This is a genomic window from Methanomethylovorans sp. (genome assembly GCF_041447285.1).
GTDB lineage: Archaea > Halobacteriota > Methanosarcinia > Methanosarcinales > Methanosarcinaceae > Methanomethylovorans.
Genome location: NZ_JBGMEB010000001.1, coordinates 1 through 18,341, shown reverse-complemented (window position 1 = coordinate 18,341; position 18,341 = coordinate 1). Strand labels below are relative to the sequence as shown.

At 42.8% G+C, this 18,341-nt stretch carries 15 protein-coding genes; 10 read left to right on the top strand and 5 right to left on the bottom strand.

Going from position 1 to position 18,341, the window contains the following annotated elements:
- Nucleotides 1-975 carry a YbgA family protein gene (locus tag ACC612_RS00075; RefSeq protein ID WP_371852422.1) on the bottom strand — a complete coding sequence of 325 codons (975 nt, stop codon included), beginning with the start codon at nucleotides 973-975 and terminating at the stop codon, nucleotides 1-3.
- 53 nt (nucleotides 976-1,028) lie between these two features.
- Nucleotides 1,029-2,471 (bottom strand): aminoacyl-histidine dipeptidase, encoded by a 1,443-nt coding sequence (locus ACC612_RS00070; protein WP_371852421.1) that lies wholly within the window; start codon nucleotides 2,469-2,471, stop codon nucleotides 1,029-1,031.
- Between the two features lie 110 nt (nucleotides 2,472-2,581).
- Between ACC612_RS00070 and ACC612_RS00065 the strand changes: the two genes are divergently transcribed.
- The 3 genes from ACC612_RS00065 (at nucleotide 2,582) to ACC612_RS00055 (ending at nucleotide 4,706) form a co-directional block, all read left to right on the top strand.
- Complete coding sequence (locus ACC612_RS00065; protein ID WP_371852420.1) at nucleotides 2,582-3,103, top strand: O-acetyl-ADP-ribose deacetylase; 522 nt, start codon at nucleotides 2,582-2,584, stop codon at nucleotides 3,101-3,103.
- Nucleotides 3,104-3,455: 352 nt separating this feature from the next.
- Nucleotides 3,456-4,163 (top strand): type 1 glutamine amidotransferase, encoded by a 708-nt coding sequence (locus tag ACC612_RS00060; RefSeq protein ID WP_371852419.1) that lies wholly within the window; start codon nucleotides 3,456-3,458, stop codon nucleotides 4,161-4,163.
- 51 nt (nucleotides 4,164-4,214) lie between these two features.
- Nucleotides 4,215-4,706, top strand: a complete 492-nt coding sequence (locus ACC612_RS00055) for a metallophosphoesterase (RefSeq protein ID WP_371852418.1) — start codon at nucleotides 4,215-4,217, stop codon at nucleotides 4,704-4,706.
- Between the two features lie 48 nt (nucleotides 4,707-4,754).
- Here ACC612_RS00055 and ACC612_RS00050 read toward each other — a convergent pair whose 3' ends face one another.
- The gene (locus ACC612_RS00050; RefSeq protein ID WP_371852443.1) at nucleotides 4,755-4,937 is read right to left on the bottom strand and encodes a 4Fe-4S binding protein; all 183 of its coding nucleotides are present in this window, start codon (nucleotides 4,935-4,937) and stop codon (nucleotides 4,755-4,757) included.
- A 131-nt stretch (nucleotides 4,938-5,068) separates the two neighbouring features.
- Here ACC612_RS00050 and ACC612_RS00045 point away from each other — a divergent pair, with 131 nt between their 5' ends.
- From ACC612_RS00045 to ACC612_RS00025, 5 genes are all read left to right on the top strand, one after another.
- Nucleotides 5,069-5,932, top strand: a complete 864-nt coding sequence (locus tag ACC612_RS00045; RefSeq protein WP_371852417.1) for a class I SAM-dependent methyltransferase — start codon at nucleotides 5,069-5,071, stop codon at nucleotides 5,930-5,932.
- A 204-nt stretch (nucleotides 5,933-6,136) separates the two neighbouring features.
- Nucleotides 6,137-6,298 carry a symporter small accessory protein gene (locus tag ACC612_RS00040; RefSeq protein WP_371852416.1) on the top strand — a complete coding sequence of 54 codons (162 nt, stop codon included), beginning with the start codon at nucleotides 6,137-6,139 and terminating at the stop codon, nucleotides 6,296-6,298.
- Complete coding sequence (locus ACC612_RS00035; protein WP_371852415.1) at nucleotides 6,298-7,881, top strand: sodium:solute symporter; 1,584 nt, start codon at nucleotides 6,298-6,300, stop codon at nucleotides 7,879-7,881. Before ACC612_RS00040 ends, ACC612_RS00035 begins: the two co-directional genes overlap by 1 nt.
- A gap of 108 nt (nucleotides 7,882-7,989) precedes the next feature.
- Nucleotides 7,990-8,175: a symporter small accessory protein gene (locus tag ACC612_RS00030; RefSeq protein ID WP_371852414.1), complete on the top strand. Its 186-nt coding sequence runs from the start codon at nucleotides 7,990-7,992 to the stop codon at nucleotides 8,173-8,175.
- The gene (locus ACC612_RS00025) at nucleotides 8,175-9,767 is read left to right on the top strand and encodes a sodium:solute symporter (RefSeq protein ID WP_371852413.1); all 1,593 of its coding nucleotides are present in this window, start codon (nucleotides 8,175-8,177) and stop codon (nucleotides 9,765-9,767) included. The genes ACC612_RS00030 and ACC612_RS00025 overlap by 1 nt, the downstream gene beginning before the upstream one ends.
- 268 nt (nucleotides 9,768-10,035) lie before the next feature.
- Here ACC612_RS00025 and ACC612_RS00020 read toward each other — a convergent pair whose 3' ends face one another.
- Entirely contained in the window at nucleotides 10,036-10,728 is a 693-nt protein-coding gene (locus ACC612_RS00020) for a metal-dependent hydrolase (protein ID WP_371852412.1), read from the bottom strand.
- A gap of 76 nt (nucleotides 10,729-10,804) precedes the next feature.
- Between ACC612_RS00020 and ACC612_RS00015 the strand changes: the two genes are divergently transcribed.
- Together ACC612_RS00015 and ACC612_RS00010 are read left to right on the top strand one after the other, a co-directional pair.
- Nucleotides 10,805-11,956, top strand: a complete 1,152-nt coding sequence (locus tag ACC612_RS00015; protein ID WP_371852411.1) for a DUF2117 family protein — start codon at nucleotides 10,805-10,807, stop codon at nucleotides 11,954-11,956.
- Between the two features lie 108 nt (nucleotides 11,957-12,064).
- Nucleotides 12,065-12,448, top strand: coding sequence for a transcriptional regulator (locus tag ACC612_RS00010; RefSeq protein ID WP_015324375.1), 384 nt, complete (start codon nucleotides 12,065-12,067; stop codon nucleotides 12,446-12,448).
- A 398-nt stretch (nucleotides 12,449-12,846) separates the two neighbouring features.
- On the opposite strand, the gene ACC612_RS00005 is transcribed toward ACC612_RS00010, so the two are convergent.
- A partial coding sequence (locus ACC612_RS00005) for a disaggregatase related repeat-containing protein (RefSeq protein ID WP_371852410.1) occupies nucleotides 12,847-18,341 on the bottom strand: 5,495 nt, incomplete at its 5' end.

The following is an 18,341-nucleotide window of genomic DNA, read 5'->3' as shown; positions in this document are numbered from 1 at the left end:
TCATCCCTGTTTCCAGAAATCCTTATCCCTATCTTCATCGACTTCAAGTATTAAATCTTCGGGATAAGGCAATAGCAAAGTATGATATGCAGGGTCTTTTCCAGATATGAGGAAATACAGTTTAAGCAATTCCAAGACTGTACTGAAACATATCTTGTTCTGCTCGTAACGGCCAAGCATGGCCTCAAAAAACTGATGTTCCGTTTCAGACAAATCAGCAGCTATCGACTGTAACATTGCCCTTGCAGCTTCTATGTTCGCTTGGTGGACCGGTGGTCTTACCATCAACTGTTTCAGCAGGGACGCCAGCTCTTCCAGTATATTGTCAATGGGCTTCGTGCCATCCTGCACCAATCCGAACATCTTCTTTTGCAAATCCTTATTGTAGGCCAGGAAAAGGAATTCATTCCTATTCAGAAAATCCTGCACATTCTCCAGGCTTGCGGACTTCCTAAGATTTCGCATATCTGCAAACGTATAAAGGTGAGTTAAGAAATGCTGTCTTATCCTTGTATTGCGTAACCTGTCCTCTTCTTCCAGAGGATAGCCCGGATACTTTGCCAGCAGTTTTCCTGCAAAGAAACCAGTACCCCTCTCCACTACTGGTGCGTTCTCCACACCTGCGTATACCTTGATGTTACGCAGGCCAATGGTAGGAGATTTAGATTTGAATATAAAACCATCTACTTCCCGCAGATCCTCTATGAAACCCTCGGTAAAAGAGTTCATCCTGTCTGTGAGATCTTCACCCGTAGCTGGCTGAACGAGCCTGTAAGACCCATCCTTACGCACTATTCGAATAGTCTCACGCGGTACACCTAGCCCAATCTCCACTTCCGGGCAGACTTTTATGTAGTCAACGAACGGTTCCAGGTCCCTGACGATCCGCGAATGTATCACCTGCCCGTCATATCGCACCTTATCAAATTCCAGACATCTGCTCACTACCACTATAGGCCTTGGAAATTGCCTCATGCCCTGCCCTCTTTTTTCCTCATTATCTATTTGCCTTTAGCAAGTATAAAATATCACCTGAATGAAGCAAGCAGCGCTACCAGGAATTCCCATGTCCGCGATACTGAAGGAATGTACAGCCGCTCATCCGGTGAATGCGGGTTCTTTATGGTAGGTCCGAATGAGATCATATCCAGACCCGCGAACTTGGAACCGATTATAGCACATTCAAGACCGGCATGTATTGTCTCTATTCGGGGATTTTCACAGCAAACTGAAGAATATGCTTCCTTACACTGCTGCAGCAGGAGAGAATCCATATCCGGCTTCCAGGAAGGATAACCTTCACTGTTATGCACCGTTCCCCCTGCTGACCTGGCCATCGTATTTATTTTGTCTATAAGATGTGCAAGTTTACCCATATCGGAACTTCTCTGGCTAATAACAATAGTAACACTATCCTGTGATGATTTTATAGTAGCAAGATTGCTAGATGTCTCAACAAGGCCTGGCAGATCAGCTGACATGGAAACAACACCATGTGGCAGAGAAAGCAGCAACCCAACAAGCTTCACTGCAGTGCCGGGAGAAATCGCTCGTATCTCAGCATCAAATTTTTCCTGTTCAATCCTCAGGGTCAAACCTGGTTCTCTGTCAGCATACTCTAAGCGTAACTCACTTTGCAGCTGCGCAATAATTAATCCCATTTCTTCCAAGTTGTCTGCAGGATAAGCCAGAACCGCCTGTGAATATCTGGGAATAGCATTATGGGCTTTACCTCCATCGGCAGATATTAGCAGTATATTAAGATCCATCAGTTTATCAATAGCTGCAGCAAGCACCTTATTAGCATTGGCCCTTTTTTCATGGATATCCACACCAGAGTGACCTCCAGCCATGCCCTCGGCAATTAGTTTGCAGATATTATAAGACTCTGGAATAGGAACACGGTCCACACCCATTTCAATGCGGGTAGTGGCACCGCCTGCACATCCTACAATGAATACACCTTCTTCTTCAGAATCAAGATTAAGGAAAACCTTCCCTGAAATGAAATCTGGAGTCAGGGCATTGACACCCTGCATTGAGGTTTCTTCATCTACAGTAAAGAGCAATTCCAGAAGAGGGTGGGCAATTGTTCTGTCTTGGGCAAGTTCAAGTGCCATGGCCAGAGCAATGCCGTTATCAGCACCTAAGGTCGTGCCATCTGCCCTCAGCCAGTCACCATCATAGACCATTTTTATGGGATCTCGGCTGAAATCATGACTGGATGATTCTACCTTTTCACATACCATGTCCATGTGACCCTGAATGACTACCGTGGGAGATTTCTCATAACCCGGAGCGTGGGGAACAGTTATCAGTACATTGTTAACACTGTCGAACTTGAAGCTAAGCCCATGGGACAGAGCCCATTCCTTGAGCCAGTTAGCTATCCGCTCCTCATGTTTGGAACATCGCGGGATGCTGCTTATCTGTTCAAATATAGAAATAATGCTTTGTGTACGCTGGTCCATGCGATGATTATTGTCTTTATTAGTATTTTATCATACACATTTGATCTGCATATGCCTTAGGATTTATATTTGCTGAGATCTTAATCGATTCATGGAGAAGGGATATCTTAATGAAAGAGATAAATGAGAGGATTTTGATAATACTGGATGATATCGTTACACAACAGGTGGATGCTATTGTTAATGCAGCTAATAATTCTCTGCTTGGCGGAGGAGGAGTAGACGGAGCTATTCATCAGGCAGCCGGTCCCGGACTGCTGGAAGAATGCCGGAAACTTGGAGGCTGCCCCACAGGAGAGGCAAGAATCACCAGAGGATACAACCTGCCTGCAAAATGGGTGATACACACAGTGGGACCTGTGTGGAGAGGGGGCACTCAAGGAGAAGACAAAATGCTTTATCGTGCATACCAGAGTTCTCTGGAACTTGCACAACAACATAAAATAAAATCCATAGCATTCCCAGGAATAAGTATAGGTGCATATGGTTTCCCTGTTGAAAGAGCATCTAGGATAGCTGTCGGGGCCGTGCGGGATTTCTTGAAGAAAGAAGATACAATTAACAAAGTGATCCTTGTGTGTTACAACAAGAATGCTTTTGACATGTATTCAGCTGCTTTAGAAGATATTTAAAAGATAAATTGAATAATATGAAATATAAAGAAAAGTTGTACTCTGATGAATGTTGACTAATAGACAAACCAAACGAAAACTCATCATCATGATGATTAGTAGATACATTAGTATAGATATATTTAAATATTTGAGTACCGAAGATTGTATTGCTGAGGCAAGGATAAAGCCCTGAAAAGGCTGGATAGATTGGTTGGTACGAAATCATCGGTGGTACGATGGTATCCGGCAGAAATGCCTAAAAACGGAAAAAGGTTCCTTTCCACATGTTACATCGGAAAGGAACCTCCATTATTATCATATTCTTTTCCAGGCGACGCACATATATCTTTTCAATACTCCTCATATATGTATGACAGTCCTGATCATTAAGAACTGCGCCAGAGAAGGGCCTGGAACCTTGGGAGAAATACTCTGCAGTAATGACATAGGATATGAGATCATTGAACTTGAACATGAAGAAGAGATACCTGATCCCACAAAATATGAAGCTCTTATAGTAATGGGGGGTCCTGACAGTGCAAATGACACTACAAAAACAATGCGGCAGGAGATCACCAGAATAGAAAACGCAGTAAAGGCAGATGTGCCATATCTGGGAATCTGTCTTGGCATGCAGGCACTTTTAAAAGCTTGTGGTGGCAATGTGATAAAAAGCCCCGTAAAAGAAGTAGGATGGAAGGACTTACAGGGAAAAGGATTCTCTTTGGAACTTACACCTACAGGGAAAAAAGACACAATTTTTGAAGGATTGGAAACAACATTGCCCATATTCCACCTGCATGGGGAGACAGTGGAACTCACAGATGAAATGAAACTGTTGGCCACTGGGAAACATTGTCGCAATCAGGTGGTTAAAGTTGGGGACAATGCCTACGGATTCCAGGGACACCTAGAACTTACAACAGAAATGCTAGATACCTGGCTTGATGAAGACGATGACCTTAAGCAACTTTCATCGGAAGAAGTAAAGAAAGACTACGCTACTGTAAGAGATGAGTACGAAAGGAACTCGGAAAAAGTATTCACTAATTTTTTAAGGATAGCAGGGATCATTTAGAGTGATTTTGAAAATTGAAATAGATTAAATGAGCAAGGGGAGTAATAATTGATGATAGGGATCATGGCGGACTCGCATGACAATCTTGAAGCCATCGAACAGGCAGTGGAATTCTTCAACAAAAAAGGAGTAACAGCCGTTTTACATGCAGGAGATATTGTATCACCCTTTACGGCACGGGCCTTTAAAGAGCTGAATGCAAAACTGTACTTTGTCTTTGGCAATAACGACGGTGACAGGTTATTGCTTAAAGAATGGTTCGAGAATTTTGGTGCACAATGCTGCAAGGATTTTGGCGATATTCAACTGGAAGGAAGACGAATAGCCCTCCTGCATGGAATTTATGAGGAGCAGGTCAAAGCCATAGCTGCCTCCGGCATGTTCGATGTTATTGTAAGAGGCCATACCCACGATGCTGGAGTTGTAATAGATTTTGGAACCCCCATAATCAACCCCGGGGAAACGACAGGTTTGCTCACGGGTCGCAGGACTGTGGCTTTGCTTGACCTGGGAAGCCTTGATGTTGAGATGGTCGAGCTGTAATGTCAAATGATTCCAGGTTTCACGTATTATTTTGCGTCCCTAAAATTTTCAAACAAAGACCTTAATGGCATCGAAATCACACATTGAAACACAGGACATACAACGTTTGCAATTTTCTACCCTTACAGCTCGACATAATCCGTTCTCTACAACGAGTACACGATTTCTGCATGCTTCAACACATGAACCGCAACCTGTGCACTTATTTTTATCCACTGATATGAATACCATATGACCAATTCCAAATATTATGATTAACGTTTTTACTATTCTCATAATGTGGCCTCCCCCTTGATCAAATATGCACATCCTCTTTCCCTTTGATATAACATCTATTTATCGGAATACCGAGTCCATTATTCATGGATATATTATCTATAGGGAAAGTTCATAACCATGCTTCAGAAGAAAACATGGAGATATTGCCACTCTGGAAGCAGGCAATAAGCAGTATTGAGATCACAAGTAATGAAGATGAATTTTTTACAGAGGAGCACTCGCATTACATAATGATACACGACCCCTTGAAAATAAAGTTTCCTCAAAGCAGAGAAGAACTGAACAGAAGGTTCTGTTCAGCAATGGGGGCTTCTGTTGTAAGTTATATCCGCAAGGAGGATGACATGCATTATGTAAGAGGACTAATGGCTGAAAATAACGCCGCAATATATGCTATTTTACCTTATACATCCTTTGACCTTATTGAAGAGGCACGATTTCCTCAAAGCAACATGGAATCCAGAAAAATGAAGGCTTTCAATGATATTCTTCCACTGCTGCATGGAAAGGACATACTTGATGTAGGCTGTGGCCTGGGAACTCTCGCAATAAAGATAGCCAGCGCAAATCCAGATGCCATAATACACGGTATAGACTTGCTTGATAGTGTCATAGAGCAATGCAAGTTCAACGCAAGAGTAGAAGGTGTGAATAATACAAAATTCGTTGCAGCCAGTGCGTACGAGTTACCTTTTGAAGACGGATACTTTGATGCGGTAACCTGCTTCTTTATGCTGCATCATCTTGATGATATACCAAGAGCACTCAAAGATATAAGAAGGGTTTTGAAACCCACTGGCGAAGTCTTTGCAGTAGAACCTATTGACCACTTCCATGACGTACAAAGATATCCCGAAGACTGGAAAGCACTCTTTTTGGAGGCAGGTTATACGGTAGAGGTATGGGAGAAAGACAAAGTATCGTACATACGTGCAGGTCTGAAGTAATAAAAAAGATAATAGGAGGGGGTGAAACCACCCCAATAATGAAAAGCCTGTACACCCAGGCTAGGCTGTTGCACTTTTCTTATAAGACATTATAGTATTAAAAACTAACTGCATAGTAATACATAGTTATATTCTGTCACCTCAATTATAATAACTATAAGCTGAGAAGGTTCCGATCATCTTCGAAAGGTTAAAGAATGAGCCATGCTAACAAATGTCACTATAATTAATGGAGATATGGAAATGCTTGGAATCGATGATCCACAGATATGGATAGCATATTTGCTCAGTATAGGTAGTGCCTTGGGATGCATAATATACGGATTAATGCACTGGAATGACAAAGACCCACTGGAGGAAAACTAATGGCAAGTACGATGGTCCTTGGAATTGCTGTACTCATTTATCTTATGCTTACTTTCTATTGTGGATGGATGGGATACAAACATACTAAGAGTACTGATGATTTCATGGTGGGCGGAAGGAAAGTAAATCCTTTCGTGCTGGCACTTTCTTATGGAGCTGCTTTTATAAGCACTTCAGCCATAATTGGCTTTGGAGGATATGCCGGTGCTTTCGGAATGGGTATATTGTGGCTCGTGTTCCTGAACATCTTTGTTGGAATATTCATTGCATTCGTTGCATTCGGCTCAAGAACAAGAAGAATGGGAGTTAATCTAAAAGCTGTTACGTTTCCTGAACTAATAGGCAGAAGGTTTCAATCCCGTTTTATTCAGGGCTTTTCAGGCCTTTTAATAGCCATATTTATGCCAATTTATACAAGCGGTGTGCTTATAGGTGGGGCCCGTTTCATGGAAACTGCCCTTGGTGTCGACTATAATACATCTGTGCTTATGCTTACAATAATAACCGCAGCTTATGTGATCACAGGTGGACTCCTGGCTGTGATGTATACAGATGCAATGCAGGGGGTTCTTATGTTTGTAGGCATGGCAATTCTCATGGTGCTCACCTACTCTAAACTTGGAGGTATAGTTGAAGCACATCAGGCACTCACCAATCTTGCATATCTGGTACCTGAAACCATGGTACAGCAAGGACACAATGGCTGGACCTCAATGCCCACCTTTGGCTCCCCTATATGGTGGACCCTTGTTTCTACAATCATTCTCGGAGTGGGAATAGGAACTCTCGCCCAGCCTCAGCTGGCTGTTAGGTTCATGACTGTTAAAAACACTACCTCACTGAAAAGGGCAGTATTGTCCGGCGGACCCTTTATCTTCATGATGGTTGGAGTCGCCTATGTGGTTGGAGCCCTTTCCAACGTTTATTTCTTCAATACCAAAGGCATGTTAGCATTTGATGTAGCTGGTGGAAACATTGACAAGATAATGCCAGAGTATATAAACAGCTCAATGCCTGAAATATTCGTTGTATTCTTCATGCTCACCCTTCTTGCAGCTGCCATGTCAACCCTGAGTTCACAGTTCCACAACATGGGTACAGCTATAGGTCATGACCTATACAGAGAATACATAATGCGTGGAAAGATCGGACAGACAATAAACATTACAAAATTAGGCATTGCTGTTACAATTATAATAAGCGTCATTCTTGCATATATTTTGCCAGCAGGTATCATAGCCAGGGCAACAGCTATTTTCTTTGGTTTAACAGCTGCTGCATTTCTGCCTATGTACATAGGAGCTATATTCTGGAAACGTATGACAAAAGAGGGAGCTATTGCAAGCCTTCTGGTAGGTACGTTCAGCAGCCTTGGATGGCTTACTTTCGTGCATGCAAAAGAAGCAACAGCACTGGGGATAAGCCAGGCTATCTTTGGCCAGGCAACATTGCTTACAGGTACTTGGACATTGGTTGACCCCATACTTGTAGCTACACCGCTTTCAATGCTTGTTGCCATAGTTGTTAGTATTCTAACAAAACCAGCACCAAAGGAACACATCGATAAATGCTTTGGCGAGTAAGAGGAAATATCCTCTTACATTCTTTTATTGAACCACACTGTGTGTGATCTATTCGAATCGATTTGTGCTTTTTGACTAATTATAAATCGAAAGGTTAATTAATAATCCATGCTAACGCGTGACATGGTACATTTTAGCACGATTAACCAATATAAGGAGATAAAGAGACAAATGTTTGGAATAGATGACCCGCAAATATGGATGGCATACTTGCTCTGCATAGGTGGTGCACTTGGTTGCATAATATATGGCCTGAGACGTTGGAACGAGAAAGACCCTGAGGAGGAAAATTAATGGCTGTAAGCACACCTTTGCTTGGAATAGCAGTATTAGTATATTTAATGATCATCTTCTACCTTGGATGGTTGGGTTACAAAAATACCAAAGCAGTTGATGACTTCATGGTTGCAGGCCGCAAGGCAAACCCTTACATTCTTGCACTTTCATACGGTGCAACTTTCATCAGCACATCGGCAATAGTAGGTTTTGGGGGTGCGGCAGGAGCTATGGGAATGGGATTACTCTGGCTTGCGGTTATGAATGTAGTGGTGGGAATCTTCATCGCTTTTGCCCTATTTGGTCCAAGAACCCGACAAATGGGAAAGAACCTGCGAGCTGTTACATTCCCTGAACTGCTTGGAAGACGTTTTGATTCAAGGTTCATTCAGGGTTATGCTGGTTTGATCATAGGTGTTTTCATGCCATTATATACTGGAATAGTATTGATAGGAGGAGCACGATTTGTTGAAACTACACTCGGTATAAATTATAATAGTGCTCTTCTAATCCTTACTGTAATAACTGCGGCTTACGTTATAACTGGAGGAATCATAGCTGTCATGTACACAGATGCCTTCCAGGGAGTGCTCATGTTCATTGGTATGGCGACTTTGCTTATCCTGACATACACAAAATTGGGAGGTATAACCGAAGCCCATCAGGCTCTGACAAACATGGCATATCTGGTCCCTGAAGCCCTCGCAAAAGGAGGACAGGTGGGGTGGACCGCAATGCCCAGTACAGGATCACCTATATGGTGGACAGTTGTGTCTACACTTGTCCTGGGAGTAGGTATAGGAGTGCTAGCACAGCCGCAGCTGGTCGTAAGGTTCATGACAGTTAAAAATGACCGATCTTTATACAGGGCATTGCTCGTTGGTGGACCCTTCATCGTCATGATGACAGGCGTTGCTTTTGTAGTAGGTGCACTTTCTAATGTATATTTCTTCAGGGAAAAGGGAGTAATAGCACTTACTGCTGCTGGCGGCAATGTCGACCTAATAATTCCGGAATACATAAACATGGCAATGCCAGAGATATTTGTTGTCCTATTCATGCTTGTACTGCTGGCTGCTGCCATGTCTACATTAAGCTCACAGTACCACACAATGGGTACTGCTATAGGACATGATCTATACAGGCAGTTCTTAAAGAAAGGAGAGATAAGTCATACCACAAATGTGACAAAGTTAGGGATAGCTTTCACTATACTTGTAAGCGTAATTTTGGCATACACTCTGCCACCTAGCATTATAGCCCCTGCTACATCGATATTTTTTGGATTATGTGCTGCAGCTTTCCTGCCCATGTACATTGGGGCTCTTTTCTGGAAACGGATGACAAAAGAAGGAGCTATTGCCAGTATGGTGATAGGCAGCATTAGTAGTCTGGCATGGCTTGTATTGGTACATGCAAAAGAAGCAGTTCCACTTGGCATAAGTCAGGCACTTTTTGGTAAGGCAACTTTACTTACAGGCACATGGACATTAGTAGACCCGATTCTAGTCGCTACACCTGTTGCTTTGTTAATAGGTATTTTGGTTAGCCTACTCACACAGCCTCTAAACAGTGAGCATCTGAAAAAATGCTTTGAGAACATCAAATGATATGGTTGTTAACCATATCATTTAATTTTTAAAACAAGACATATCCAGCCAAGGCAACAGCTCAGATTGAGAATAAATGACAATTAAAAGATACAAGTCTGCCAAACAGAATAATCCATATAGCGGGCAACATTATAGCATGAATAAGGCAAAAGCCGTATGACGAGAACTAGAGGGGATATAGAGAACAATGATGTTCGACTTTTGCCATCTTATCTTCAGTATTAATTATATATAAACATACTCCTCATCTCGAAAGCCACTGCTTTTATAGCTCCAATACATCTTCTACAGACAGTATCAGTACTTTTGTTTCACATATATCCTTTACCTTGTGCATAAATTCTACTGGATTCTGAGAAATTACATCAAATGTATTATAATGCATCGGTATTGCGATTCCTGGACCAATCATGGCCACGGCTTTTGCTGCATCTTCAGGATCCATTGTATATTTACCCCCTATGGGCAATAGCACAATTTCTGGCTTATAGATATCTCCAATGAGCCGCATATCTCCAAAAATACCAGTATCGCCAGTGTGATAGATGGAACAGCCATTAATCTGTAATATGAAGCCTGCGGCTCTGCCTCCGTATAACCTTTGTCCTGAATCAGATATGGATGAAGAATGATTTGCATCTGTCATTATTACTGAGATACCATTAACCTGGACTTTACCTCCTATGTTCATGCCTTCCGCCTTTACATTCTGAGATTTAAGGTAATTAGCCAGTTCATGCATTGCAATAACTCTACACCCTGTTCTTTGAGCGATCTCAACTGTATCTCCCAGATGGTCATAATGGCCATGGGTCACAAATATGATATCAGGATTTACATCTTCCGGAAGTAGCTTTGCACTTGGATTACCCCTGAAAAAAGGATCAATCAGCATATTATAAGCAGCCCTTATCTCAAAACAGGCATGACCATGCCATATTAATTGAATTCCATGCATGAAAGAATAGAATATGTTCTCAGACTAATATTTTCCGTGCGGGAACGTTATATTCATCACTGATATATGGAAAATCATGGAAATTGGACTAGTGATTCATGGTCCGGAGGTCATTGACTCGGGGCAGGCTAAAAAGATAATTGAGCTTCTGAGCTCAAAAGGAACTGTCACGTCTATGATAGCAGGCACAATGGGTAAAACTGCTGTGATCGATGCCCACATGGAAAATATAATTGATATTCGCAGGAGTCTTAAACCAAGTGAATGCATCGAAAAATGCATTGACACGAAAGATGTGATCTACCTGCTTAACCATGGAAAGAAACTGGAAACGGGGATAGCATTTGCACGCATGGTCATTTCTCACGTAAAAAGGAAAGATGAAAAACCTATAGTACATATCGAAAGTCCTGGAAGCTCTGATGGTGTTGTTATCCCCTGGAATAAACTTGCGCATGAGCATGCAAAGACTATTGCCAATGAGCTGGGCTTATCCATAATTATAGCTTCAGAGCAGGAAAAAGAAATCCTACTGGAGAAAGAAGGAGAGCGTGTTGTAAGGCATCTTACTGGAGTGCAACCTGGAGAAAAGATACTCGTCAATGGCATAGTAGTAGGCTCAGCAACTTCCTTTGAAGTTAGCATAATTGCTGAGAATGGGTACATAACTCAGATCAAGGGAGGAACTATGAAAGAACATGGTGTGGAAAAAATTCACGATTATGAGAATCTTACTCCTATCGATCTGAAAAGTGCCTGGGTTAAAAGTGGCAGGTTGCGCTCAGATAATTTTAAAGCACGTACACTAAAAACATGCGAGCTTGGTACATTCTCAAATAAAGAAAACAAGATGCAGAAACAAGGAATATGTGCAGTTATAGTTGACCATGCGGCAGAAAAAGTATTTGAAATCGTACCGGGTGCAGATGTTGCCGTGACCGTAGGAGATGATACAACTATTCTTGCAGCAGACATACTGTATAGGCTAGGCATACCGATCATTGGAATTACAGATGGAGATTCAGACGGCATTTCTCATAAGACACACATATTTCCAGGTTCAACAATTCTAAGATTAATACCAGATAGCGATGACGTAATAGGCCGCAAAATACTCATAAATTTGTTCATGAATAAAAAGAATATGAACTTTGCAAGCCAGGATGAATTGAAAGATATGATCATAAAACAAGCAGTTGGTGCCATAAAATATATAAAGGAATATTAAATATCCTGTCGTACAAAAAGTCCGGCTATAAAAGTTTAAATATAATAATGTACATACTATAGCTTAGATCTCACGGAAGAGATTTAACATAGAATAAGGGGTTATTTTATGAAGGACTTTGAAGTAAAAATATTGGATGATACCGACTATCGGTTCATAGATGCACTGAAGAACCTAGGAATGTCAAGGAATGTTGCTACAACCCTTACATATCTATCAAATGTAAGAGAAGCTTCATCCCAGGAAATAGAAATGAGCACGGGCCTAAGACAGCCTGAAGTCAGCGTGGCAATGAGGCAGATGCGTGAAAAGCACTGGATCAGCGTCCACAATAAGAAGGCTGTCGGAAAGGGCAGACCAACAAAGATCTACACCCTCAATGCTCCTATCGAAGAGATAATAAAGCACTACGAGGAAAAGATCATCGAAGACACAAAGACTACGATGATCGCAATAAAGAAGCTGAAGACCATAAGCAAAGGAATGGAATAATATCCATTCTTTGCAGTGGATTTTTTTACTCTAAATATTCATGTTTGATGGTTCTATTTTTCGGTATAAAGTTTCACAGTTATTACTTATCATATAAATTCTGCTAACTTATGTTATGAATCAAGTATTATCTGCAAAATAATAAACGAGTTTCTGGTCGAAAATTCAATGAGCTGAGCTCATAAACAGACTCTTAAAATAACATATAGTTCCCAGTAAATATTTACTAAAAGCCTCATGAGTTTACTAAAGAAAACGGTATTCATTTACTCTTACAGAGAATAAAAAATCTAACACCCTGAAAGACAAAAGAAAATTCAGAGTAAAAAAGAATTTGAGCGAACTTTTTCACTCAAATTTGTGAACTAATCTCTTGTGATTACTCATACTTTCTCTTCTCACCGAGTAATAGTCAGTTTCGGCCTCATGGCAGGATCTGGGCAGTCCAAGCTATAGAAGGCAATGTAATTGCCGTCCTCCATTCTTGCCTTGAGGAAGAAACCAGTATTCTCATAATCACCTCTTATATAAGCCCGTACAAGTTCTGTAACATCAAACTCATAGTATTTGTTATCTGGCGTCATGCCCTTCGGGAAAGTCACAGAAGCATACGGTGTGTTGCCCTGAGAAACTCCGTTCATATCGGACCAATTTCCTCCGGCTGTAGTCCATGAGACACCAGACACACGGTTATTCCAACTCACATACTTTGAATCCCACTTCTCCGCAGGCCTGTAGATATCTACTACAGTGTCAGAAGTGCGACCACTTTCTGCATAATACCAGTAAAGAGACAGAGTTGCCTTGGATATTGTATCCGTTGGCTTGTAGGCACTAAGGTCGAACAACATCACATCCCTGCTAGTTGAATTTTGGCTCTTTCCAATATCAATATAGGTAGTGGTGGAATAAACTACACTCGGCTTATTCTGACGCAATCTGTTGTCAGCTACACCCACCGCATAATCACTTCCTGTTGGAGTTGTTGGTTCACTCACAACTACCTTCAGTGTATCTGAATCGCTCTGGCTGCTTTCATCTGTGACATTAAGAGTCACAGTGTAAGTACCTGCTGTTGTATATGCGTGAGTGACTGAGACTCCAGTAGATGTTGTGCCATCATCAAAGTCCCACGAGTACAACACTATACCCTTGTCATCTGTGGAGCCACTGCCATCGAAACTTACAGATGAACCTGTAGTAGTTGCCTGATCTTCACCAGCATCAGCTACAGGTGCATTGTCAACTGGACCAACTGGATCATTTACAACCACCTTTAGTGTGTCTGAATCGCTCTGGCTGCTTTCATCTGTGACATTAAGAGTCACAGTGTAAGTACCCGCTGTTGCATATGCGTGAGTGACTGAGACTCCAGTAGATGTTGTGCCATCACCAAAGTCCCACGAGTACAACACTATACCCTTGTCATCTGTTGAACCACTTCCATCGAAACTTACAGTGGAGCCTGTGGTAACTGTCTGATTAGCACCAGCTTCTGCAACTGGTGCTTCATCAACAGGTAGTGTTGGAGCTACGGGTGCAGTGGGTGCTGAAGCACCACCAATGCACACGGTCAGTTTCGGCCTCATGGCAGCATTTGAATAGTCTGAACTGTAGAAGGCAATGTAATTGCCGCTCTCGGTTCTTGCCTTGAGGAAGAAACCATTATTCTTATACGTACCGTTTGTATACTCCTGCACAAGCTTTGTGACATCAAACTCATAGTACCTGTTGTCAGGTGCAGTGCCCTTCGGGAAAGTCACAGAAGCATACGGAGTACTGCCCTGAAGAACATTATTCTTATCGAACCAATCCCCTCCTGCTGTAGTCCATAGCTTACCAGACGCACGGTTGTTCCAGCTCACATACTTTGGATCCCACTCTTCTGCCGGTCTGTAGATATCGACTACAGTATCAGAAGTACGTGGATTCTCATAATACCAGTACAGAGACAGAGTTGCCTTGGATACAGTATTTGGTTCGTAGGCACTAAGGTCGAACATCATCACATCCCTGCTAGTAGATGCACCCTTTCCAACGTCAATATACGTGGTTGTGGCGTAAACTGTGCTTGGGGATGTCTGACGCAATCTGTTATCGGCTACAACTGCAGATGAAGTGCAATCTGTTGGAGTTGTTGCACTTGATGGGTCATTTACAACTACCTGCATTGTATCTGAATCCTTCTGTCCAATGGTATCTGTGACAGTGAGATTCACATTGTAAGTACCTGCTGTTGTATATGCATGACTGGCTGTAGCTACCGCATCTTCAGCTGTTGCACCATCATCAAAGTCCCACGAGTACAACATTATGCCATTGTCATCTGTTGAACCACTACCATCGAAACTCACAGTGGAACCTGTAATAACTGTCTGAGCGCCACCAGCTTCTGCAACTGGTGCTTCATCAACAGGTGCTATTGGAGCTACAATGGTTGGTGCTGGAGCACTCGCAAGACTTACAGTCAGCTTTGGCCTCTGATCTGGATTGGTCCAATCTGAACTGTAGAAGGCGATGTAATTGCCACTCTCTGTTCTGGCCTTGAGGAAGAAACCAGTGTTCTCGTACGTACCATTTATGTATTGCTGCACAAGCTGAGTGACATCAAACTCGTAGTACTTGTTATCAGGCACTGTGCTTGCCCGGAAGGTTACAGAGCCATATGGTGTACTACCCTGGGAAACATTGTTCTTATCGAACCAGGTTCCTCCTACTATCGGCCACTTCTTATTCTGGCTAACGTAGTACCAAGTCACATAATTTGGATCCCACTTAATTGGTCTGTAGATATCGACTACAGTATCAGAAGACCGAGTAGCACCTTCCGGATAATACCAGAAGAGCGAGAGAGTCGCCTTGGATACTGTGTCTGTCTTGTTGAACTTGCTAAGATCAAACCATAGCACATCCCTGCTACGTGATACATTCTTTCCTACATCAAGATATGTGGCAGTAGAGAATACAACACATGAAGACGACTCACGCAATCTGTTGTCATACTGAGCCTTGTAAGAGGCAGGACCATAGTAGTGCGCATCATCGCTGTCTGTATACTTAGTACTGCCATAGTAACCTTCAACCTCAGCAGTGTTTACCTGCTGACCTGAAGCCCAACTCATATTGTACTCAGCTTCAGTTGAAGCTCCAACTGCGAGAGTAGTAGTTGTCAGAGTGACTGGACCATACTTGTCGTCAGTTACATTGATTCCAGTAAGTTCAACATTACCGATGTTGGCAACTATTATCTTGAACTTAACTGGACCCGATGACAGAGAAGGACCTGTAACTGTATCGGCATCTTCCCAGCCAGTACCGTTCCACACATACTTTTCAATATCAATAGCACCACTTAGACCAAAGTAGTGGCTTGGATCTTCATCGGTTACTGGAGTACCCTTGTAATCTGCAGTTACATTACCGATGTTAGCATACTGACCAACAGTTGCAATACCGGTTGCACTGTAGATCCAGACTTCACCAACTTCAAGGATACCGTTACCGTTATCACCGCTTACATAAGCAGGTGTAACTCCTGGAATGTTATCAGTTACAACAACACTTGTCAGATTCACATTACCTGTGTTAGTAACATTGTAAGTCCAGGTTACTGGAGAACCTATTCCAATATAAGGTCCAGGTGCACTATCGGCATCTTCACCATTGGTATACTTCTTGATATCAATAGCTGTACTGGAACCGAAGTAGTGGCTTGGATCTTCATCGGTTACAGGAGCTTCATTGTAGTAGCCAGTAACATTACCGATGTTAGCATACTGACCTTCAGTAGCTACTCCTGTGGCACTGTACACCCAGACTTCACCAGGTTGCAGGATACCATCACCATTGTCACCACTTACATACACTGGGCTGACACCCATGTTGTCGCTTACAACAACATTGGTCAGGTTCACGTTACCGTTGTTAGTAACGTTGTATGTCCAGGTAACTGTAGATCCGATTGGGATGAACGGTCCAGTTGGATCGTCAGCATCCTCGCCATTAGTGTACTTCTCGATGTCAACTGAAGAGTTGGAGCCGAAGTAATGGCTTTCATCAGTATCGTTGACTGGAGTACCGCTGTAATCGGCACTGACGTTACCGATGTTGGCATACTGACCGGCAGTAGCAGTACCGGTTGCATTGTATACCCAGACTTCTCCAGGTTCAAGGATGTTGTTACCGTTATCACCGCTTACATAAGTCGGTGCAACACCCATGTTATCTGTTACAGCAACATTGGTCAGATTCACGTTACCATTATTGGTAACGTCGTAAGTCCAGGTAACTGTAGAACCGATGGGTATGAACGGTCCGGTCGGATCATCAGCATCCTCGCCATTAGTGTACTTCTCGATATCAACTGAAGAGTTAGCACCGAAGTAATGGCTTGGATCTTCATCGGTTACAGGAGCTTCATTGTAGTAGCCAGTAACATTACCGATGTTGGCATACTGACCTTCAGTAGCTACTCCTGTGGCACTGTACACCCAGACTTCACCAGGTTGCAGGATACCATCACCATTGTCACCACTGACATACACTGGGCTGACACCCATGTTGTCGCTTACAACAACATTGGTCAGGTTCACGTTACCGTTGTTAGTAACGTTGTATGTCCAGGTAACTGTAGATCCGATTGGGATGAACGGTCCAGTTGGATCGTCAGCATCCTCGCCATTAGTGTACTTCTCGATGTCAACTGAAGAGTTGGAGCCGAAGTAATGGCTTTCATCAGTATCGTTGACTGGAGTACCGCTGTAATCGGCACTGACGTTACCGATGTTGGCATACTGACCGGCAGTAGCAGTACCGGTTGCACTGTACACCCAGACCTCACCGGGTTGCAGGATACCATCACCATTGTCACCGCTGACATACACTGGGCTAACACCCATGTTGTCGCTTACAACAACATTGGTAAGGTTCACGTTACCATTGTTAGTAACGTTGTATGTCCAGGTAACTGTAGAACCGATGGGTATGAATGGTCCGGTTGGATCATCAGCATCCTCGCCATTAGTGTACTTCTCGATGTCAACTGAAGAGTTGGAACCGAAGTAGTGGCTCGGATCACTGTCATTGACTGGAGTACCGCTGTAATCAGCTGTAACATTACCGATGTTAGCGTACTGACCTTCAGTAGCTACTCCTGTGGCACTGTATACCCAGACTTCACCAACTTCAAGGATATCGTTACCGTTATCACCGCTAACAAGAACTGGAGTTACACCCATGTTGTCGCTTACAACAACATTGGTCAGGTTCACGTTACCGTTGTTGGTAACGTTGTATGTCCAGGTAACTGTAGATCCGATGGGTATGAATGGTCCGGTCGGATCATCAGCATCCTCACCATTAGTGTACTTCTCAATATCAACTGAAGAGTTGGATCCGAAGTAGTGGCTTGGATCTTCATCGGTTACTGGAGTACCACTGTAATCGGCACTAACATTACCGATGTTGGCGTACTGACCGGCAGTTGCAGTACCGGTTGCATTGTATACCCAGACTTCTCCAGGTTCAAGGATATCGTTACCATTATCACCGCCAACATAAGTCAGTGCAACACCCATGTTATCAGTTACAGCAACATTGGTAAGATTCACGTTACCATTATTGGTAACGTCGTAAGTCCAAGTAACTGTAGAACCGATGGGTATGAACGGTCCGGTCGGATCATCAGCGTCTTCGCCATTAGTGTACTTCTCAATGTCAACTGAAGAGTTGGATCCGAAGTAATGGCTTGGATCTTCATCGGTTACTGGAGTACCACTGTAATCGGCACTAACATTACCGATGTTAGCATACTGACCGGCAGTTGCAGTACCGGTTGCATTGTATACCCAGACTTCTCCAGGTTCAAGGATGTTGTTACCGTTATCACCGCTTA